This window comes from [Acidovorax] ebreus TPSY (assembly GCF_000022305.1).
In the GTDB taxonomy this organism is placed as follows: Bacteria; Pseudomonadota; Gammaproteobacteria; order Burkholderiales; family Burkholderiaceae_C; genus Diaphorobacter; species Diaphorobacter nitroreducens.
This window is the reverse complement of sequence record NC_011992.1, coordinates 891,726-911,034: the sequence shown is the minus strand read 5'-3', so window position 1 is coordinate 911,034 and position 19,309 is coordinate 891,726. Positions and strand designations below refer to the sequence as shown.

Below are 19,309 nucleotides of genomic sequence, written 5' to 3'. Positions count from 1 at the left end.
GCCGCGGCGCCCGGTCAGGTGGCGAGGGCGCGCACGATGGCATCGGCGCACAGGGCCATCAGCCCACCCGGCAGCAATCCCAGGACCAGGACCAGAGCGCCATTGATGGTCAGCACCACACGCACGTCCAACGGTGCGGACACGCTGGTAGCAGTCAATGGTGCGTCGAAGTACATCACCTTCACCACGCGCAGGTAGTAAAACGCGCCGATCAACGACATCATGACGGCGAATACCGCCAAGGCGATGTGCAGTACCTGCCCGGACGCGACCAGCGCTTGCAGCACGGCCAGCTTGGCATAGAAACCGACCAGCGGCGGAATGCCGGCCATCGAGAACAGACACACGGCCATCACGCCTGCGTACAGCGGGCTGCGCTGGTTCAGACCGGCCAGGTCGGAAATTTCTTCGCTTTCAAAACCTTCGCGCGCCAACAGCAGGATCACACCGAAGGCCGCCAACGTGGTGAGCACATAGGTCACCACGTAGAACATGGCGGAGCTGTAGGCGTTCTCCACAGCGGTGGCGTCCACGTTGCCATGCACCACACCCGACATCAGGCCCAGTAGCACGAATGCCATCTGCGAGATCGTCGAGTACGCCAGCATGCGCTTGAGATTGGTCTGCATGATCGCAGCCAGGTTACCCACCAGCAGCGACCCGATGGCCAGTACCGCAAGCATCTGCTGCCAGTCGATGGCCAGCGGCAACAGGCCGTCCACCAGCAGGCGGATGGTCATGGCGAACGCGGCCAGCTTGGGTGCGCTGCCGATGAACAGCGTCACGGCCGTGGGCGCGCCCTGGTAGACGTCTGGCACCCACATATGGAACGGAACCACGCCCATCTTGAAAGCCAGCCCGGCGACCACGAACACCAGGCCGAACACCAGTACTTGGTGACGGATCTGCCCCGCGTTGATGGCCTTGAATACCTGGCCGATGTCCAGCGAACCGGTGGCGCCGTAGAGCATGGACAGGCCATACAGCAGGAAGCCGCTGGCCATGGCGCCCAGTACGAAATACTTCATCGCGGCCTCGGTGGCCGTGGTGTTGTCGCGCCGCAGGGCCACCAGGGCATAGCTGGAGAGCGTGAGCAGTTCCAGGCCCAGATAGATCAGCAGGAAGTTGTTGGCCGAGATCAGCACAAACATCCCCAGCAGAGCGAGCATGGTCAGCGTGAACAACTCACCACCACGCAGCATGTCGCGGTCCGCGGCATAGGGACGGCCATAGACGAGCAAAACCATCACGGCCACGGTCGCGAAGCACTTGAGCCAATTGCCCATGGCATCGCTGACCACCATGTTGCCCCAGGCATAGAAGGTGTTGCCACTGCTCGCGTACATGGCCTGGAGCGCGGCAACCACCGCCAGGGTGAGCATGGTGAGCACGTAGGTTCCCGTGCGGCGCGCGCTGCTGACGCCCAGATCCACCAGGGCAATCACGCAAGCCATGACCAGCAGCACGATCTCGGGATAAATCGCCAGCCAGCTGATGTTGTCAATCATCTCGTATCTCTCGGTTCAGTCTGGTCAGTTGAGCTTGGATTGCGCCACATGCTTGAGCAACTCTGCCACGGACACATCCATCACGTCCGTGAAGGGCTTGGGATAGACGCCCATGTACAGCACGGCAATCGCCAGCAATCCCAGCACAAGGAATTCCCGTCCGCCAATATCCGTCAGGCCGCGCACGTTGTCGTTCGTGACGGGGCCCAGATAGACGCGCTTGTACATCCACAGCGAATAGCTGGCGCCCAGGATCAACGCCAACGCCGCGCCAAGGCCGACCCAAAAGTCGAACTTCACGGCGGCGATGATGACCATCCATTCACCGACGAAGCCCGCCGTAGCCGGCAGCCCGCAATTGGCCATGGTGAACAGCAGCGCAAAGGCCGCGAACTTGGGCATGGTGTTGACCACGCCGCCATAGGAAGCGATCTCGCGCGAATGCACGCGGTCGTACAGCACGCCAATGCACAGGAACATGGCGCCGGACACGAAGCCGTGCGCAATCATCTGGACCAGGCCACCCGAGACACCCATGTCATTGAAGACGAAGAAGCCCAGCGTGACAAAGCCCATGTGCGCAACCGACGAGTAGGCCACGAGTTTCTTCATGTCCTTTTGCACCATGGCCACCAGCCCCACGTAGATCACAGCCACCAGCGACAGGGTGATCATCAGCCACGCCCATTCGCGCGAAGCGTCTGGTGCGATCGGCAGCGAGAAGCGCAGGAAACCATACGCGCCCAGCTTCAGCATGATGGCGGCCAGCACTGCGGAGCCGCCCGTGGGCGCTTCCACGTGCACATCGGGCAGCCAGGTATGCACCGGCCACATAGGCACCTTCACGGCAAACGCCGCGAAGAAGGCAAAGAACAGCAGGGTTTGCGCGGTCGCCGACAGGGGCAGCTTGTGCCACGTAGCGATGTCAAAGCTGCCGCCCGACTGGTTGTACAGGTAGATGAACGCAATCAGCGTGAGCAGCGAGCCCAGCAGCGTGTACAGGAAAAACTTGAAAGCCGCGTAAATCTTGTTCGGCCCGCCCCAGATACCGATGATCAGGTACATCGGGATCAGCGTGGCCTCGAAGAACACGTAGAACAACATGCCGTCCATGGCGCTGAAGACGCCGACCATCAGACCCGAAAGGATCAGGAACGCGCCCATGTACTGATTCACCCGCTCGGTGATCGATTCCCAGGAGGCAATCACGACGATGACGGTGATGAACGCCGTCAGCGGCACGAACCAGAAAGCGATGCCGTCCACACCCAGGTGGTAGTAGACGTTGAAGCGCTCGATCCACATGGACTTTTCGACAAACTGCGCAGCCGCGCTGCCGTTGTCGAAGCCGCCCATGAGCGGGAGCGTGACAGCCAAACCCAGCAGCGCGCCGATGAGCGCCAGCCAGCGGACCATGCGTGCATGCTCGTCGCGCCCCAAGGCCAGCAGGAGGGTGCCGAAGGCAATGGGCACCCAGATGGCAAGACTCAACAAACCCATTTTCTTTTTTCTCCTACTTGTTGAGCCAGACGAAATAAGTCATGAGCGCGAACACACCCAGGATCATCACCAGCGCATAGTGGTAGACATAGCCCGACTGGAGCCAGCGCACCAGGCCTGCGATACGTCCCACGAGCTTCCACGAGCCGTTCACGAGGGCCCCGTCGATCACGCCTTGGTCGCCGCCCTTCCACAGGGCAATGCCCAAGCCGCGGGCACCACGCGCGATGATGTTCTCGTTGATCCAGTCGAGGTAGTACTTGTTTTCGAACAAGGTATAGATCGGCTGGAACATACGCTTGATGGCCGCGGGCAGCGCCGGGTTGACCATGTACATGTAGTACGCCATCGCGACGCCAGCCAGTGCCAGCCAGAACGGTGCCGTCTGCAGGCCGTGCAGAGCCATGGCCAACGGACCGTGGAAGATCTCCGCCAGTTCCGCCATCGCGGGGTGCTTGGCGGCGTCCACGAAGATCACGTCCTTGAAGAAATCGCCAAACAGCATCGGCTGGATGGTCATGAAGCCGATCAGTACGGAGGGAATGGCCAACAGAATCAGCGGCACGGTCACCACCCACGGGGACTCATGCGGCTCATGATGGTCATCGTGGCCATGGTGGTCGCCGTGGTGCGCATCGGGATTCTGGTCGTAGCGTTCCTTGCCGTGGAACACAAGGAAATACATACGGAAGGAGTAGAACGCCGTCACGAACACGCCGGCCAGTACGGCGAAATGGGCGAAGCCCGCAGCCGGCAGCGTGCTGGCATGCACCGCCTCGATGATGCTGTCCTTGGAATAGAAGCCTGAGAACAGCGGCGTGCCGATCAGGGCCAGAGATCCCAACAGCGAGGTAATCCAAGTGATAGGCATGTATTTGCGCACGCCTCCCATCCAGCGGATGTCCTGGTTGTGGTGCATGCCCATGATCACCGAGCCGGCGCCCAGGAACAGCAAGGCCTTGAAGAACGCATGCGTCATCAGGTGGAAGACGGCCACCGAATAGGCCGATGCGCCCAGGGCGACGGTCATGTAACCCAGCTGCGACAGCGTGGAATACGCCACCACCCGCTTGATGTCGTTCTGGATGATGCCCAGGAAACCCATGAACAGTGCGGTGATCGCGCCGATCACCAGAATGAAGTTCAGCGCGGTATCCGACAACTCAAACAGCGGCGACATGCGCGACACCATGAAAATGCCGGCCGTCACCATGGTGGCCGCGTGAATCAGCGCCGAAATCGGTGTCGGGCCTTCCATCGAGTCGGGCAGCCACACGTGCAGCGGGAACTGAGCAGACTTGCCCATCGCGCCGATGAACAGGCAGATGCAGATCACGGTGATCAGCATCCAGTCGGTGCCGGGGAAGCCAATCGCGCCCAGTTCGCCCGACTTGGCGAAGATCTCGCTGTAGTTGAAGGTGCCCGCGTAGGCAGCGATCAAGCCAATGCCAAGGATGAAGCCGAAGTCGCCGACGCGGTTGACCAGAAAGGCCTTCATGTTGGCGAAGATCGCCGACTGTTTGTTGAACCAGAAGCCGATCAGCAGGTAGGACACCAAGCCCACCGCCTCCCAGCCAAAAAACAGTTGCAGCAGGTTGTTGCTCATGACAAGCATGAGCATGGAGAACGTGAACAGCGAGATGTAGGCAAAGAAACGGTTATAGCCTTCGTCCTCCTCCATGTAGCCGATGGTGTAGATGTGCACCATCAAGGAGACGAAGGTCACCACGCACATCATCATGGCGGTAAGGCTGTCGATGAGGAAGCCCACCTCCATCTTCAGACCGCCCACCACCATCCACGTATAGATGGTCTCGTTGAAACGGGCGCCATCCACAGCCACGCTCTTGAGCGTCATCGCCGAGAGCACGAAGGCGACCAACACCCCCAGGATGGTGAGCGAATGGGAAGCACGGCGACCGAACCAGTTGCCGCCGAAGGCCGTGCCAAAGATGCCCGCAAGCACGGAGCCGACGAGCGGCGCCAGGGGCACCGCCAGCAGCGTCGAAGCAGAAAGGGTTTGACTCATTCTTGAGAACCTTGCAAGTACCGGGGCGACCCATCAACCCTTGAGGGTGTTGAGATCTTCCGCATCAATGCTGGTCTTGTTACGGAACAGCAGCACCAGGATGGCCAGGCCAATGGCGGACTCAGCAGCCGCCACCGTGAGGATGAAGAACACGAATACCTGACCGTGCATATCGCCCAGGTAATGAGAAAACGCCACGAAGTTGATGTTGACCGCGAGCAGCATCAGCTCGATCGCCATGAGCAGGACGATGAGGTTCTTACGGTTCAGGAAGATGCCAATCACCGCCAGGGCGAACAGCATGGCGCCTAGCGAGAGAAAGTGACCCAGAGTCAATGTCATTGCTTCTTCTCCTCTGCAGACTCGGGGACTGCTGGCGCAGCGGCCTGCTGCGTGACGGGCAACTGGACCATGACAAGGCGATCACGGGCACGCACGCGCACCTGCTCCGAAGGGTCAATGGCCTTGGAGTCCTTGCGCTGGCGCAAGGTCAGGGCGATGGCTGCAATCATGGCCACCAGCAGGATCACCGCAGCCACTTCAACGGGGTACAGGTACTCTGTGTAGAGCAGTTTGCCCAAGGCTTTGGTGTTCGAGTAAGGCACCACCTGCCCCGCAGCATTCACCAGCACTTCAACGGCCTTGGGCTCTTCGATGCCGCGAAAACCAGTCATGAGCACAGCGGCCATCTCGAATGCCACCAGGGCACCGATGAATGCCGCCAAAGGAAAGTGCTTCCAGAAACCGCGTCGCACGGTATCGATGCGGATGTCCAGCATCATCACGACAAAGAGGAACAGCACCATCACGGCGCCCAGGTAGACGAGCACCAGCGTGATGGCGAGGAATTCCGCCTTCAGCAGAAACCACACGCCGGCGGCCTGCGAGAAGGCAAGAATCAGATGCAGCACGGCATGCACGGGGTTGCGCGCCGTGATGACCCGGAAGGCCGCGTACAGCAGCACTACCGAGAACAAGTAGAAGAAACCGGTTTTGGCGTCCATGAATCGGGTCTTTTCAAAAAGTCAGGTGCGGTGAGGCAACCCGATCAACGGTACTTGGCGTCCGCCGCCTTGGCGGCTGCGATCTCGGGCTCGTAGCGGTCGCCCACGGCCAGCAGCATGTCCTTGGTGAAGTACAGATCACCGCGCTTCTCGCCGTGGTATTCGAAGATCTGCGTTTCCACAATGGAATCCACCGGGCAGCTCTCTTCGCAAAAGCCACAAAAAATGCACTTGGTCAGGTCGATGTCATAACGGGTGGTACGGCGCGAACCGTCCTCACGCACGTCGGACTCGATGGTGATCGCCAGCGCCGGGCACACCGCTTCGCACAGCTTGCAGGCAATGCAGCGCTCTTCGCCGTTGTCATAACGGCGCAGCGCGTGCAGGCCGCGAAAGCGCGGCGACAACGGTGTCTTCTCCTCGGGGAACTGCACAGTGACCTTGCGACGGAAGGTATAGCGACCGGTCAGGGCCATGCCCTTCGCCAGTTCCCAGAGCATGAAGCTCTTGAAGAAATCCTTGATTGAAAAGGATGCAGGAGCAGCAACAGCAGCCATGGATGTCCCCGCTTATTTCCAGATGTTCCAGGGCGACAGCAACCAGGCGCCCACGATCAACAGCCATACCAGCGTGACCGGAATAAAGATCTTCCAACCCAGACGCATGATCTGGTCATAGCGGAAGCGCGGGAACGTGGCGCGAATCCAGATGAACATGGATACCACCAGGAACGTCTTGATGCCCAGCCAGATCCAGCCCGGAACGAAGCCCAGGGCTTCGATCGGCGGCAGCCAGCCGCCCAGGAACATCACCACCGCCAGGATGGAAACCAGCCACATGCTGGCGTATTCGGCCAGGAAGAAGATGGCGAAACCCATGCCTGAATACTCGACCATGTGACCGGCGACGATTTCCGCCTCACCTTCCACCACGTCAAACGGGTGGCGGTTCACTTCGGCCACGCCCGAGATCAGGTAGACCAAGAAGATGGGCAGCAGGGGCAGCCAATTCCACGACAGGAAGTTCAGGCCCATGGCCGCCATCGTGCCCTGCCCTTGGCCCAGCACGATCTCGGTCAGGTTCATGCTGCCCGATACCATGATGACGACCAGGAAGCAGAAACCCATGGCAATTTCGTAGCTCACCATCTGCGCAGACGCACGCAGCGCGCCCAGAAAGGCGTACTTGGAGTTGGACGCCCACCCCGCAATGATCACGCCGTAGACCTCGATGGAGGTGATGGCCATGATCAGCAACAGACCCGCATTGACGTTGGCCAGCGCTACATCGGGTCCGAAGGGAATCGCCACCCAGGCCGCCAGGGCAGGCATGATGGCCATGACCGGGCCGAGGTAGAACAAGCCCTTGGCCGCGGCCGTGGGCTGGATCAACTCCTTCGAGAGCAATTTCAGACCGTCAGCCAGAGGTTGCAGCAAACCGAAGGGGCCCACGCGGTTGGGCCCCATGCGCACCTGCATGAAGCCCAGCAGCTTGCGCTCCCACAGCGTCAGGTAGGCCACGGCACCCATCAGGGGACCCACGATGCAGACGATCTTGACCAGGATCCAGAGTACGGGCCAAGCCACCCCGGTCCACCATCCGGCCGCAACCAGATTGAGGCCGCCGTTGTAGATTGCATCGATCATGCGGCGACTCCTTCACGTGCCGCGCGCGCGTCGGCAGTCAGTTGCAGCGACGGTGCGCGGCGCACCAGGCTGTCGAGCTGATAGATGGCTGCCACGACGGGTTCAGCACACTCGCCGCCCAGCTTCGGCTCGGCCGATGTGGCGTTGCTCAGGCGCTCCGCCGGCAGCTGCGTGCACTCACCTGCGGGCTTGCCGGTCGCACGGACCAGCACGTCCTGGGACGTCTCGTAGTCCATGCCTTCCAGGCCGAGCAGATTGCCCAGCACGCGCAATACCTTCCACGCAGGACGCGCCTCACCGGCCGGCTTGACCACGGCATGGAAGCTCTGCAGGCGCCCTTCGGCGTTGACGAAACTGCCCGAGGTCTCGGAGAACGGAGCGATCGGCAGCAGCACGTCGCTGAACTCGAGGTTGGTCTTGAACGGGCTCAGCGTGACGACCATGTCGGTCTGCGCCAAAGCCTGAGCCGCTGCAGCACCCAGGGCGGAGTCGTGCTCAGGCTCCACATTCAGCAGCAGGGCTGCCTTCAGGCGGCCATCCAGCATTTGTGCAGCGTTCAGCCCGCCCTCTTGGGGTTGCGCACCCACGAACTGCGCACCGACCGTATTGGCGGCCTCCGTCAGGTAACCCACCGTCGCTCCGGTCTGGGCACCGATCCACTGCGCCAGCGCCAGCAGGCTCGACGCTTGGGCATGATGGGCAGCACCATTGCCCAGCAGAATGGCTTTGCGCTCCCCCGTCAGCAATGCAGCAGCAATGGCCCGGGCTTCTTCGCTGGTGGCAGCCCCTTGCACGGGGGCAGCCACGCCCTTCTCTGCAGCGATGGCGGCTGCGACTTCCGCCAGCGCCGTGCTCCAGCCGGCCGCTGGGGCCAGCTTGGTGCGGACATTCGGAATAGCCCAATCATTTGCTACTGAATTAATAGCGCTTACCGCACACCCATGGCGCGCTGCCTGCCGAATTCGCTGTGCAAACAAGGGATGGTCCTTGCGCAGATTCGAGCCAACGACCAACACGGACTGCAGCGTGCTCAGGGATGCGATGGACGTCCCCAGCCAGCGCACACCTTCGGCCTTGCCGAACTCCGCATGGCGCAGACGGTGGTCGATGTTGTCGCTACCCAACCCGCGCATCAGCGCGCCGGCCAGGAACAACTCTTCTACTGTGCTGTGCGGGCTTACCAGCGCTCCGATGCTCTGGGCGCCGTGCTCGGTTTTGACGCACCGCAGACCGTTGGCCACATATTCCAGAGCCGTCTGCCAATCGACTTCCTTCCACTCCCCGCCCTGTTTGAGCATCGGACGTGTCAGGCGGTCGGGGGAATTCAATGCCTCATAGGAAAAACGGTCGCGATCAGCAATCCAGCACTCGTTGACATCCTCGTTCTCGAACGGGACGACGCGCATGACCTTGTGGTTCTTGACCTGCACAATGAGATTGGCGCCCGTGGAGTCGTGCGGACTCACGGATTTGCGGCGAGACAGTTCCCACGTGCGGGCGCTGTAGCGGAAGGGCTTGCTGGTCAGCGCCCCCACCGGGCACAGGTCGATCATGTTGCCCGACAGTTCCGAGTCGACGGTATCGCCGATCACGGTCGTGATCTCCGAATGCTCGCCGCGGTTCACCATGCCGAGTTCCATCACGCCTGCGATTTCCTGGCCGAAACGAACGCAACGCGTGCAATGGATGCAGCGGGTCATCTCTTCCATGGAGATCAGTGGGCCCACGTCCTTGTGCGCCACCACGCGCTTTTCCTCGCCGTAGCGCGAGGAATCGCCGCCATAACCTACGGCCAGATCCTGCAACTGGCATTCGCCGCCCTGGTCACAGATGGGGCAGTCCAGCGGGTGATTGATGAGCAGGAACTCCATCACCGACTGCTGGGCCTTGATCGCCTTGTCGCTCTTGGTGCGCACGATCATGCCCTGCGTCACGGGTGTGGCGCATGCGGGTAGGGGCTTGGGGGCCTTCTCCACCTCCACCAGGCACATGCGGCAATTGGCGGCAATGGAAAGCTTCTTGTGGTAGCAGAAATGGGGAATGTAGGTACCCACCTTCTCGGCCGCATGCATCACCATGCAGCCTTCGGTGACTTCTACCTTCTTCCCGTCCAGTTCGATTTCAACCATATGCTGTACTCGCGTTCAGGCGCTGGCGGGGGTGGAACCCGATGGGTGGGCGTTTCGGATCAGCGCTTCAAACTCCGGACGGAAATGCTTGAGCATGGCGCGCACCGGCATGGCTGCCGCATCGCCCAGCGCGCAGATGGTCCGGCCCTGAATGTTGTCCGCGACGGAATTGAGCAGGTCCAGATCGCTCTCCCGCCCGGCTTCGTGCTGGATACGATTGATCACGCGCCACATCCAGCCCGTGCCTTCGCGGCAGGGTGTGCACTGACCGCAGGATTCATGCGCGTAGAAATACGACAGACGCAGCAGGCTCTCCACCATGTTGCGGGAATCGTCCATCACGATCACGGCGCCCGAGCCCAGCATGGAGCCGGCCTTGGCGATGGAGTCGTAGTCCATCGTGCATTCCATGATGATGGACGCCGGCAACACGGGAGCGGAAGAACCACCCGGAATCACCGCCTTGAGCTGGCGACCCTTGCGCACGCCACCCGCCAGTTCCAGCAGCTTGGCAAATGGCGTGCCCAAGGGCACTTCATAGTTGCCTGGACGCTCTACGTCGCCGGACACCGAGAAGATCTTGGTGCCGCCGTTGTTGGGCTTGCCGCACTCAAGGTAAGCCTGACCGCCATTGCGGATGATCCACGGCACCGCGGCGAACGTCTCGGTGTTGTTGATCGTGGTGGGTTTGCCGTACAGGCCAAAGCTGGCCGGGAATGGCGGCTTGAAGCGCGGCTGGCCCTTCTTGCCTTCCAGCGATTCCAGCAACGCGGTTTCCTCACCGCAGATATACGCCCCAAAGCCATGGTGCGCATGCAGTTGGAAGCTGAAGCTGCTGCCCAGGATGTTGTCACCCAGATAGCCTGCAGCGCGCGCCTCTTCCAACGCCGCTTCAAAGCGCTCGTAGACCTGGAAGATCTCGCCGTGGATGTAGTTGTAGCCCACAGAGATGCCCATCGCGTAGGCCGCGATGATCATGCCCTCGATCACGATGTGCGGGTTGTACATCAGGATGTCGCGATCCTTGCACGTGCCCGGCTCCCCCTCGTCGGAATTGCAGACCAAGTATTTCTGGCCAGGGAACTGACGCGGCATGAAGCTCCACTTCAGGCCAGTCGGGAAGCCCGCACCACCACGGCCGCGCAGACCGGATTCCTTCATGGTGGCGATCACCTGGTCCTGGGTCAGGCCTTCACCACCATCCTTGCCCAGCAGCTTGCGCAGGGCCTGGTAGCCTCCCCGGGCCTCGTAATCCTTGAGGCTCCAGTTGCTGCCGTTCAAGCCCGCATAGATCTGCGGATTGATATGGCGGTCATGGAAGCAGGTCTGTACGCCCGTCGCCTGAAACTGCGACAGCACTTGTGCAGCCGTGGTCATTGTTTGCCCTCCGCAGCGCGCAGGCCATCCACCATCTGGTCGAGCTTGTCGTCGTCCATGAAACTGCACATGTTGCGGTCATTGACCAGCATCACGGGCGCGTCGGCGCAGGCCCCCAGGCATTCGCATTGCTGCAAGGTGAAAAGGCCATCGGCGGTGGTTTCGCCCATGGAAATGCCCAGCTTCTTCTCAAGGTGGTGCAGCGCATCCTGCCCACGGCGCAGCTGACACGGCAAATTGGTGCAGACGGCCAGCTTGTACTTGCCCACCGGCTGCTGGTTGTACATGTTGTAGAACGTGGTGACCTCATGCACGGCGATCTGGGGCATGCCCAGGTACTCGGCGATCACGGCCTCGCTCTCGGCGCTGACCCAGCCCTGTTCCTGCTGGACGATGGACAGGCACGCCATCACCGCCGACTGTTTCTGGTCTGCGGGGTATTTCGCCACTTCGCGGGCAAAACGTTGCTTGGTCGCTTCGGTAATCATCGGTCAATCTCTCCGAACACGATATCCATGGTGCCGATGATGGCCACGGCGTCGGCCAGCATGTGGCCCCGCGCCATTTCGTCGAGTGTGGCCAGATGCGCGAACCCGGGTGCGCGGATCTTCAGGCGGTAGGGCTTGTTCGCACCGTCGCTCACCATGTAGATACCGAACTCCCCCTTGGGGTGCTCAACGGCCGCGTAAGCCTCGCCCGCCGGCACGCGGAAGCCTTCCGTGAAGAGCTTGAAATGGTGGATCAGCTCTTCCATGTTGGACTTCATGGCCTCGCGCGAGGGCGGCGCGATCTTGTGGTTGTCCGTGATGACGGGGCCGGGGTTGGCCCTGAGCCAATCGACGCACTGCTTGATGATGCGATTGGACTCGCGCATCTCTTGCACGCGAACGAGATAGCGGTCATAGCTATCGCCCGTGACCCCGACCGGCACATCGAAGTCCACGCGGTCATAGGCGTCGTAGGGTTGCTTCTTGCGCAGGTCCCATGCAATGCCCGAGCCGCGCAGCATCGGGCCGGTCATGCCCAGGTTCAACGCGCGCTCAGCCGGCACCACGCCGATACCCACCGTACGCTGCTTCCAGATCCGGTTGTCTGTCAGCAGGGTCTCATACTCGTCTACGCACTTGGGGAAGCGCTGCGTGAAATCGTCGATGAAATCCAGCAGCGAACCCTGGCGGTTACGGTTGAGCTCCTCGATAGCCTTGGCGTTCTTGATCTTGCTGACCTTGTACTGGGCCATGCTGTCCGGCAGGTCCCGGTACACGCCTCCCGGACGGAAGTAGGCCGCGTGCATGCGAGCGCCAGAAACGGCCTCGTACATGTCGAACAAGTCCTCCCGCTCACGGAAGGTATAGATGAGGATCGTGGAGCTGCCGCAGTCGTTACCGTGCGAACCCAGCCACATCAGGTGGTTCAGCAGGCGCGTGATTTCGCCGAACATCGTTCGGATGTACTTCGCGCGCAGTGGCACCTCGATGCCCAGCATCTTCTCGATGGCCAAGCAGTAGGCCTGCTCGTTGCACATCATGGACACGTAATCGAGACGGTCCATGTAGGGCAAGGACTGGATGTAGGTCTTGTGCTCTGCCAGCTTTTCGGTGGCACGGTGCAACAGCCCGATGTGCGGGTCGGCCCGTTGTACGACCTCGCCATCCAGTTCCAGCACCAAGCGCAGCACGCCGTGTGCTGCCGGGTGCTGCGGTCCGAAGTTCAGGGAGTAGTTCTTGATTTCAGCCATGGTCGATCACCAAGCGGCATGCCGCCTCAGTGCAGGCCTCCGTACTTGTCTTCGCGGATGATGCGCGGCGTCACTTCGCGCGGCTCGATGGTCACGGGCTCATAGATCACGCGACGCTGGTCGGCGTCATAGCGCATCTCGACATGGCCGGACAAGGGGAAGTCCTTGCGGAACGGGTGGCCGATGAATCCGTAATCGGTCAGGATGCGGCGCAGATCGTTGTGCCCGTCAAACACGATGCCGAACAGATCGAATGCCTCGCGCTCAAACCAGTTGGCCGAGTTCCAGATGTCGGTAACCGAGGCGACGATGGGAAAGTCGTCGTCGGAGCAGAACACCTTCACGCGCAACCGCTGGTTGAGGGAAACGGAGAGCAAATGGGAAACCACGGCGTAGCGCGGTCCTTCCGAGCCCGTGGCGCCATAGGCAGAATAGTCGACGCCGCACAGATCAATCAATTGCTCGAACTTGCAATCGGGCGCATCGCGCAGGATTTGCATGGCTTCGAGATAGCGCGCAGCGGACACCACCACGGTCACCTCATCCAGCGCCACCGAGATCTGGCGCACGCGGTCACCCAGAGCGGAGGCAACCACGTCCCGCAGGCTCTCAGGGTGAATGGCAATAGCAGTCATCTTCGTCCCTTCAGGCGCGCGCAATGGTGTGGGTGCGGCGGATCTTCTGTTGCAGCTGAATGATCCCGTAGATCAGCGCCTCGGCCGTCGGAGGACAACCGGGAACGTACACATCCACAGGGACGATGCGATCACAGCCACGCACCACCGAATAGCTGTAGTGGTAGTAGCCCCCGCCGTTGGCACAAGAGCCCATGGAGATGACCCAGCGCGGCTCGGCCATTTGGTCGTACACCTTGCGCAGAGCGGGCGCCATCTTGTTGCACAGCGTGCCGGCCACGATCATCAGGTCCGACTGTCGCGGGCTCGCCCGGAACACTTCCGCGCCAAAACGCCCCAGGTCATAACGTGCGGCGGCAGCATGCATCATCTCGACAGCGCAGCAGGCCAGTCCGAAGGTCATGGGCCAAAGGGATCCGGTCTTGGCCCAGTTCACCACGGAGTCATAACTCGTGGTGATGAAGCCTTCCTTCATCACACCTTCAATCATTGCGTCATTCCTTTGAGCGGCGGCTCATTCCCAGTTGAGGGCGCCTTTTTTCCATTCGTAGGCAAAGCCCACCACGAGGATGGCCAGGAAAACCAGCACAGCGACAAACCCCGTCACCCCCACCTCTTGCAGAGTCACCGCCCAAGGGAAGAGGAAGGCAATTTCCAGGTCGAACAGAATGAAGAGGATGGCCACCAGGTAGTAGCGCACGTCAAACTTCATACGCGCGTCTTCAAATGCCTCGAAGCCGCACTCATAGGGGGAGTTTTTCGCCGCGTCCGGGCGATTGGGGCCAAGCACATAGCCCAGAAGAAGCGGCACCACACCGACACCGATGCCGACCAGAATGAACAATAGGACAGGGAGGTATTGATCGAGGTTCATCTGGCAGATGTGCTCACCGCTGAAAAACCGCCTCGCATGCCCCGCAACGCGGACCAGGGAGGCGGCTTCTTGTGATTGGTGCCGTCGGCGAGACTCGAACTCGCACAGCTTTCGCCACTACCCCCTCAAGATAGCGTGTCTACCAATTTCACCACGACGGCTGCTGTATGCATCTGGATGGCATGAGGACCGGAAATAACGGTTTTGGCTTTCCAGACAATCTGGGATTCTACCCCGGAAAAACCCTGTCACAAACGGATGAGGCGTTTTTTTGCGACGCCTCAAACGTTCACTTGGTCGGGATCTGAGCGGCGCCGGAGGCAGGCTCCACCGCCGGCGCTGGAGCTGCCGCAGAGGCATCGACCGCAGGCGCCGTCGAGGCGGGGACAGCGGCTGCGGGCGTCTCCAGAACACTACCAGTGCTCACCGGACGCTGGTTGCCAAAGTATGCCAATGCCAGGGTTGCCACGAAGAACACCGTCGCCAGGACCGCCGTGGTGCGCGAAAGGAAGTTGGCGCTGCCGCTGGCCCCAAACAAGCTGCCGGAACTGCCACTACCGAAGGCTGCCCCCATGTCCGCACCCTTACCGTGCTGGATCAGGATCAACCCAATCATCCCGAGGGCGGTCAGCATCTGCACCGCCAGAATCACGTTCACAACCAGTCCCATAATCCCATCACTCCTAATTTAATAGCTACCAGCGCTTGTCAGCTATGCGCTGCAGCGATAATTTTCAAGAAATCCGCGGCCTTGAGCGACGCACCGCCCACCAGGCCCCCATCGATATCCGGCTGCGCCAGCAGTTCGGCTGCGTTGGCAGCATTCATGCTGCCGCCATACAGGATGAGCACGCGGTCCGCGCTCTCGGTCGCGGCGGCGAGCTGAGCGCGCAGCACCGCATGCACCTGCTGCGCCTGCTCTGGCGTTGCCGTGCGGCCGGTGCCGATGGCCCAGACAGGCTCGTAGGCCACCACGATCTCGCTCACGCAGTGCCCCACGGCATGGATTACAGCCGCCAGTTGGCGCTTGACGACGGTCTCGGTCTGGCCCGCCTCGCGCTCGGCCAGAGTTTCTCCCACGCATACGATCGGCGTGACGCCGCCCGAGAGCGCCCGCTGGGCCTTGGCCGCGACCACGGCATCGGTTTCGCCATGGTATTGGCGACGCTCGGAGTGCCCCACAAGCGCGTAGCGTGCACCAAAGTCGCGCAACATACTCACAGAGACCTCGCCGGTGAACGCGCCCGTTTCATGTTGCGATACATCCTGGGCAGCCAGAGCGATTTCGCTGCCCGCGACCAAGGCCTGCACCTGCGCCAGGTAGGGCGCTGGCACGGCCACCGCCACGCCACAGCCGGGCGCGCCCAAGCCATCGCGCAATGCCTGCAGCAGCACCGCATTCGCCTGCAGGCTACCGTTCATCTTCCAGTTGCCGGCAATGAGTTTCTTTTTCTGTGTCATGTCGTCCATGTCAAAACAATCTTGCCCACGTGCTGGTTGGATTCCATGAGCGCATGCGCCTGCGCGGCCTGCGCGGCCGGGAAGGTGCTGTGGATGACCGGCTTCACCGCGCCCGACGCCAGCAGCGGCCAAACATGCTCACGCAATGCCTGCGCAATGGCGCCCTTGAACGCCACGGGACGCGGCCTCAGCGTGGAGCCCGTGATGGTCAGCCGCCTGCGCAGCACCAGCCCCGCATTGAACTGCGCATCCAGCCCGCCCTGCACCGCGATGATGACCACGCGGCCGTCCTCGGCCAGACACTCAACCTCGCGCGCCACGTAGGAGCCGGCCACCATGTCCAGCACTACGTCCACGCCGCGCCCATCGGTAAGGCGCCGCGCCTCGGCCACGAAGTCCTGTGTCTTGTAGTTGATCGCGTGGTGCGCACCCAGCGCCAGGCAGGCTGCGCACTTTTCGTCCGAACCCGCCGTGACGATGACCGTGGCGCCGCGTGCACGCGCCAACTGAATAGCCGTAACGCCAATGCCGCTACTGCCGCCCTGCACCAGCAGGACCTCTCCCGCCTGCAGGCGGCCGCGGTCGAACACATTGCTCCAGACGGTAAAGAAGGTTTCCGGCAGCGAGGCCGCCTCCACGTCGCTCAAGCCCTGCGGCACCGGCAGGCATTGCGCAACAGGCGCGACGCACCACTGCGCATAACCGCCGCCCGCAACCAAAGCGCACACCCGGTCGCCCACGCGAAGGCCCGCCTGCGCCATGGCGGCGGCATCGCCGGACTCGACAACGCCCGCCACTTCCAGCCCCGGCAGATCGGAGACGCCCGCGGGTGGCGCGTAGTTGCCCTTGCGCTGCAGCACGTCGGGGCGGTTCACCCCGCTGGCCGCCACGCGGATCAACAACTCGCCGTCTCCCGGCTGCGGCACCGGGCGCTCGGCGAGACGCAGCCCCTCAGGCGGGCCAAACGCCGCAATCTCTACGGCCTGCATCACGTCATTCATGGCAGTTTTGAATCATTTGAGCCGCTAGCGCCCGTCCATCGGGCGTTAGCAGCTCTCATTTCAATAGCAAACAGGTATTCCCGAAGGAACACCCCCGGCTTACTGCTGCTGTTGCTCGGAAGCACCGCCATCACGGCGCTCACGACGCTCGCCCCGCTCCGCAGGGGCGGGACGGCCGCTGTCGCCAGCGGGGCGGTCAGCCAGCGCCTTCATGGACAGCTTGACGCGGCCCTTGTCGTCGGTCTCCAGCACCTTGACCTTCACGACCTGACCTTCCTGCAGGTAGTCGCCCACCTTTTCCACACGCTCGTGGGCGATCTGGCTGATGTGCAGCAGGCCGTCCTTGCCGGGCAGCAGGTTGATCAACGCGCCGAAGTCCAGGATCTTGGTGACCGGGCCTTCGTAGACCTTGCCCACTTCAACCTCGGCCGTGATCTCTTCGATGCGGCGCTTGGCTTCATCAGCCTTGGCAGCCTCGGTGGCTGCGATGGTGATGGTGCCGTCTTCCTCGATGTTGATCTGGCAGCCGGTCTCGTCCGTCAGGGCACGGATCGTGGCGCCGCCCTTGCCGATCACGTCGCGGATCTTCTCGGGGTTGATCTTCATCGTGTAGAGCTTGGGCGCGAAGGATGAGATCTCGGTCTTGGCTTCACCCATGGCTTCCTGCATCTTGCCCAGGATGTGCATACGTGCTTCCTTGGCCTGCGCCAGGGCGACCTGCATGATTTCCTTGGTGATGCCCTGGATCTTGATGTCCATCTGCAGGGCGGTGATGCCGTTGGTCGTACCGGCCACCTTGAAGTCCATGTCGCCCAGGTGGTCCTCATCGCCCAGGATGTCGGTCAGCACGGCGAAGCGGTTGTCTTCCTTGATCAAGCCCATGGCGATACCGGCCACGTGCGCCTTCATGGGCACGCCGGCATCCATCAGCGACAGGCAGCCGCCGCAGACCGATGCCATGGACGAGGAGCCGTTGGATTCGGTGATCTCCGACACCACGCGGATGGTGTAGGGGAACTCGTCCTTGCTCGGCAGGCAGGCCACCAGGGCGCGCTTGGCCAGACGGCCGTGGCCGATTTCGCGGCGCTTGGTCGAGCCCATGCGGCCCACTTCACCCGTGGCGAAGGGAGGCATGTTGTAGTGGAAGATGAAACGGTCTTCGAACTCGCCGGCCAGTGCGTCGATGCGCTGCGCATCGCGCTCGGTGCCCAGCGTGGACACCACCAGCGCCTGGGTCTCGCCACGCGTGAACAGGGCGGAGCCGTGGGTGCGGGGCAGCACGGAGTTGCGGATCTCGATGGGGCGCACGGTGCGCGTGTCGCGGCCGTCGATGCGGGGCTCGCCGGCCAGGATCTGGCTGCGCACGATCTTGGCTTCGATGTCGAACAGCAGGGCCTCGACCTTCACGGCGTCGAACTCCACGCCCTCGCCCTTCAGCGATTCCAGCACCGAGGCCGATGCCTCGCGCAAGGCCTGGGTGCGGGCCTGCTTGCTGCGGATCTGGTAAGCCGCGCGCAGCTTGTCCTCTGCCAGGGCCGTGACCTTGGCGATGAAAGTCTCGTCCTTGGCAGGCGGCTGCCAGTCCCACACGGGCTTGCCAGCGTCGCGCACCAGCTCATGGATGGCGTTGATCGCCACCTTGCCCTGCTCGTGGCCGAACACCACGGCGCCCAGCATGATCTCTTCGGACAACTGCTGCGCTTCGGACTCCACCATCAGCACAGCGGCCTCGGTGCCCGCCACCACCAGGTCCAGCTGCGAGCTCTTGCGCGCGGTCTGCCCGGGGTTCAGCACGTATTCGCCATTGACGTAGCCCACGCGTGCGGCGCCGATGGGGCCATTGAACGGAATACCGGAAACGGACAGCGCTGCGCTCACGGCGATCATGGCGGCGATGTCAGCGTCCACTTCGGGGTTCAGCGAGATGGTGTGGATGACCACATGCACCTCGTTGTAGAAGCCCTCGGGGAACAGCGGGCGGATGGGGCGATCGATCAGGCGGCTGGTCAGCGTCTCCAACTCGCTGGGCTTGGCCTCGCGCTTGAAGAAGCTGCCGGGGATCTTGCCGGCGGCGTAGGTCTTCTCGATGTAGTCCACCGTCAGCGGGAAGAAGTCCTGGCCAGGCTTGGCCTGCTTGGACCCCACCACGGTAGCGAGCACCACGGTGTCGTCAATGTTCACCAGCACGGCGCCTGAGGCCTGCCGGGCGATCTCACCCGTTTCCATGACAACGGTCTTGTCACCCCACTGGAACGACTTGGTAACCTTGTTAAAAATGCTCATAGTGACTCCTTGCTCTCAAAATAATAGCTGGCAGCACAGTGCCAGCAAGGCTTGGAGCGCAATTCAGAACACGATGCCATTCCAGCGACCCTGCCCTGCCCATCGGAAGGCAAGGCCCCTGGAA

Annotated in this window: 18 protein-coding genes and 1 tRNA gene; all 19 read right to left on the bottom strand. The window is 62.0% G+C overall.

Features of this window, described 5'->3' with window-relative positions:
- Nucleotides 1-14: 14 nt before the first annotated feature.
- Complete coding sequence (nuoN, locus tag DTPSY_RS04400; RefSeq protein WP_015912620.1) at nucleotides 15-1,508, bottom strand: NADH-quinone oxidoreductase subunit NuoN; 1,494 nt, start codon at nucleotides 1,506-1,508, stop codon at nucleotides 15-17.
- Nucleotides 1,509-1,532: 24 nt separating this feature from the next.
- A complete protein-coding gene (locus DTPSY_RS04395; protein ID WP_015912619.1) occupies nucleotides 1,533-3,008 on the bottom strand; it encodes an NADH-quinone oxidoreductase subunit M in 1,476 nt (491 codons plus the stop codon).
- A 13-nt stretch (nucleotides 3,009-3,021) separates the two neighbouring features.
- The gene (gene nuoL / locus DTPSY_RS04390; protein WP_015912618.1) at nucleotides 3,022-5,037 is read right to left on the bottom strand and encodes an NADH-quinone oxidoreductase subunit L; all 2,016 of its coding nucleotides are present in this window, start codon (nucleotides 5,035-5,037) and stop codon (nucleotides 3,022-3,024) included.
- Between the two features lie 33 nt (nucleotides 5,038-5,070).
- Nucleotides 5,071-5,379, bottom strand: a complete 309-nt coding sequence (gene nuoK, locus DTPSY_RS04385) for an NADH-quinone oxidoreductase subunit NuoK (RefSeq protein ID WP_015912617.1) — start codon at nucleotides 5,377-5,379, stop codon at nucleotides 5,071-5,073.
- Nucleotides 5,376-6,041 (bottom strand): NADH-quinone oxidoreductase subunit J, encoded by a 666-nt coding sequence (locus DTPSY_RS04380; protein WP_015912616.1) that lies wholly within the window; start codon nucleotides 6,039-6,041, stop codon nucleotides 5,376-5,378. The genes nuoK and DTPSY_RS04380 overlap by 4 nt, the downstream gene beginning before the upstream one ends.
- A gap of 44 nt (nucleotides 6,042-6,085) precedes the next feature.
- Nucleotides 6,086-6,598 carry an NADH-quinone oxidoreductase subunit NuoI gene (gene nuoI, locus DTPSY_RS04375; RefSeq protein WP_015912615.1) on the bottom strand — a complete coding sequence of 171 codons (513 nt, stop codon included), beginning with the start codon at nucleotides 6,596-6,598 and terminating at the stop codon, nucleotides 6,086-6,088.
- A gap of 12 nt (nucleotides 6,599-6,610) precedes the next feature.
- Nucleotides 6,611-7,687 (bottom strand): NADH-quinone oxidoreductase subunit NuoH, encoded by a 1,077-nt coding sequence (gene nuoH, locus DTPSY_RS04370; protein ID WP_015912614.1) that lies wholly within the window; start codon nucleotides 7,685-7,687, stop codon nucleotides 6,611-6,613.
- Nucleotides 7,684-9,816, bottom strand: a complete 2,133-nt coding sequence (nuoG, locus tag DTPSY_RS04365; RefSeq protein ID WP_015912613.1) for an NADH-quinone oxidoreductase subunit NuoG — start codon at nucleotides 9,814-9,816, stop codon at nucleotides 7,684-7,686. The genes nuoH and nuoG overlap by 4 nt, the downstream gene beginning before the upstream one ends.
- 15 nt (nucleotides 9,817-9,831) lie before the next feature.
- On the bottom strand, nucleotides 9,832-11,193 hold the full coding sequence (gene nuoF, locus DTPSY_RS04360; protein ID WP_015912612.1) for an NADH-quinone oxidoreductase subunit NuoF: 1,362 nt from the start codon (nucleotides 11,191-11,193) through the stop codon (nucleotides 9,832-9,834).
- Nucleotides 11,190-11,681: an NADH-quinone oxidoreductase subunit NuoE gene (gene nuoE, locus DTPSY_RS04355; RefSeq protein ID WP_011804402.1), complete on the bottom strand. Its 492-nt coding sequence runs from the start codon at nucleotides 11,679-11,681 to the stop codon at nucleotides 11,190-11,192. The genes nuoF and nuoE overlap by 4 nt, the downstream gene beginning before the upstream one ends.
- Nucleotides 11,678-12,931 (bottom strand): NADH-quinone oxidoreductase subunit D, encoded by a 1,254-nt coding sequence (locus DTPSY_RS04350; RefSeq protein WP_011804401.1) that lies wholly within the window; start codon nucleotides 12,929-12,931, stop codon nucleotides 11,678-11,680. The genes nuoE and DTPSY_RS04350 overlap by 4 nt, the downstream gene beginning before the upstream one ends.
- A gap of 26 nt (nucleotides 12,932-12,957) precedes the next feature.
- Nucleotides 12,958-13,566 (bottom strand): NADH-quinone oxidoreductase subunit C, encoded by a 609-nt coding sequence (locus DTPSY_RS04345; protein WP_015912611.1) that lies wholly within the window; start codon nucleotides 13,564-13,566, stop codon nucleotides 12,958-12,960.
- 10 nt (nucleotides 13,567-13,576) lie between these two features.
- Nucleotides 13,577-14,056, bottom strand: coding sequence for a NuoB/complex I 20 kDa subunit family protein (locus DTPSY_RS04340; protein WP_011804399.1), 480 nt, complete (start codon nucleotides 14,054-14,056; stop codon nucleotides 13,577-13,579).
- A gap of 24 nt (nucleotides 14,057-14,080) precedes the next feature.
- Entirely contained in the window at nucleotides 14,081-14,440 is a 360-nt protein-coding gene (locus DTPSY_RS04335) for an NADH-quinone oxidoreductase subunit A (RefSeq protein WP_015912610.1), read from the bottom strand.
- Between the two features lie 76 nt (nucleotides 14,441-14,516).
- Nucleotides 14,517-14,601, bottom strand: a tRNA-Leu gene (locus DTPSY_RS04330).
- Nucleotides 14,602-14,729: 128 nt separating this feature from the next.
- A complete protein-coding gene (gene secG, locus DTPSY_RS04325) occupies nucleotides 14,730-15,110 on the bottom strand; it encodes a preprotein translocase subunit SecG (protein WP_015912609.1) in 381 nt (126 codons plus the stop codon).
- Between the two features lie 38 nt (nucleotides 15,111-15,148).
- Nucleotides 15,149-15,910, bottom strand: a complete 762-nt coding sequence (tpiA, locus tag DTPSY_RS04320; protein ID WP_238526569.1) for a triose-phosphate isomerase — start codon at nucleotides 15,908-15,910, stop codon at nucleotides 15,149-15,151.
- The gene (locus tag DTPSY_RS04315) at nucleotides 15,898-16,902 is read right to left on the bottom strand and encodes an NAD(P)H-quinone oxidoreductase (RefSeq protein WP_015912607.1); all 1,005 of its coding nucleotides are present in this window, start codon (nucleotides 16,900-16,902) and stop codon (nucleotides 15,898-15,900) included. Before DTPSY_RS04315 ends, tpiA begins: the two co-directional genes overlap by 13 nt.
- A gap of 99 nt (nucleotides 16,903-17,001) precedes the next feature.
- A complete protein-coding gene (gene pnp, locus DTPSY_RS04310; RefSeq protein ID WP_015912606.1) occupies nucleotides 17,002-19,185 on the bottom strand; it encodes a polyribonucleotide nucleotidyltransferase in 2,184 nt (727 codons plus the stop codon).
- Nucleotides 19,186-19,309: the final 124 nt, after the last annotated feature.

Coding starts and splice junctions, on each gene's coding strand:
- nuoN (WP_015912620.1), bottom strand. CDS start 1,508: ATGATTGACAACATCAGCTGGCTGGCGATTTATCCCGAGATCGTGCTG.
- DTPSY_RS04395 (WP_015912619.1), bottom strand. CDS start 3,008: ATGGGTTTGTTGAGTCTTGCCATCTGGGTGCCCATTGCCTTCGGCACC.
- nuoL (WP_015912618.1), bottom strand. CDS start 5,037: ATGAGTCAAACCCTTTCTGCTTCGACGCTGCTGGCGGTGCCCCTGGCG.
- nuoK (WP_015912617.1), bottom strand. CDS start 5,379: ATGACATTGACTCTGGGTCACTTTCTCTCGCTAGGCGCCATGCTGTTC.
- DTPSY_RS04380 (WP_015912616.1), bottom strand. CDS start 6,041: ATGGACGCCAAAACCGGTTTCTTCTACTTGTTCTCGGTAGTGCTGCTG.
- nuoI (WP_015912615.1), bottom strand. CDS start 6,598: ATGGCTGCTGTTGCTGCTCCTGCATCCTTTTCAATCAAGGATTTCTTC.
- nuoH (WP_015912614.1), bottom strand. CDS start 7,687: ATGATCGATGCAATCTACAACGGCGGCCTCAATCTGGTTGCGGCCGGA.
- nuoG (WP_015912613.1), bottom strand. CDS start 9,816: ATGGTTGAAATCGAACTGGACGGGAAGAAGGTAGAAGTCACCGAAGGC.
- nuoF (WP_015912612.1), bottom strand. CDS start 11,193: ATGACCACGGCTGCACAAGTGCTGTCGCAGTTTCAGGCGACGGGCGTA.
- nuoE (WP_011804402.1), bottom strand. CDS start 11,681: ATGATTACCGAAGCGACCAAGCAACGTTTTGCCCGCGAAGTGGCGAAA.
- DTPSY_RS04350 (WP_011804401.1), bottom strand. CDS start 12,931: ATGGCTGAAATCAAGAACTACTCCCTGAACTTCGGACCGCAGCACCCG.
- DTPSY_RS04345 (WP_015912611.1), bottom strand. CDS start 13,566: ATGACTGCTATTGCCATTCACCCTGAGAGCCTGCGGGACGTGGTTGCC.
- DTPSY_RS04340 (WP_011804399.1), bottom strand. CDS start 14,056: ATGATTGAAGGTGTGATGAAGGAAGGCTTCATCACCACGAGTTATGAC.
- DTPSY_RS04335 (WP_015912610.1), bottom strand. CDS start 14,440: ATGAACCTCGATCAATACCTCCCTGTCCTATTGTTCATTCTGGTCGGC.
- secG (WP_015912609.1), bottom strand. CDS start 15,110: ATGGGACTGGTTGTGAACGTGATTCTGGCGGTGCAGATGCTGACCGCC.
- tpiA (WP_238526569.1), bottom strand. CDS start 15,910: ATGGACGACATGACACAGAAAAAGAAACTCATTGCCGGCAACTGGAAG.
- DTPSY_RS04315 (WP_015912607.1), bottom strand. CDS start 16,902: ATGAATGACGTGATGCAGGCCGTAGAGATTGCGGCGTTTGGCCCGCCT.
- pnp (WP_015912606.1), bottom strand. CDS start 19,185: ATGAGCATTTTTAACAAGGTTACCAAGTCGTTCCAGTGGGGTGACAAG.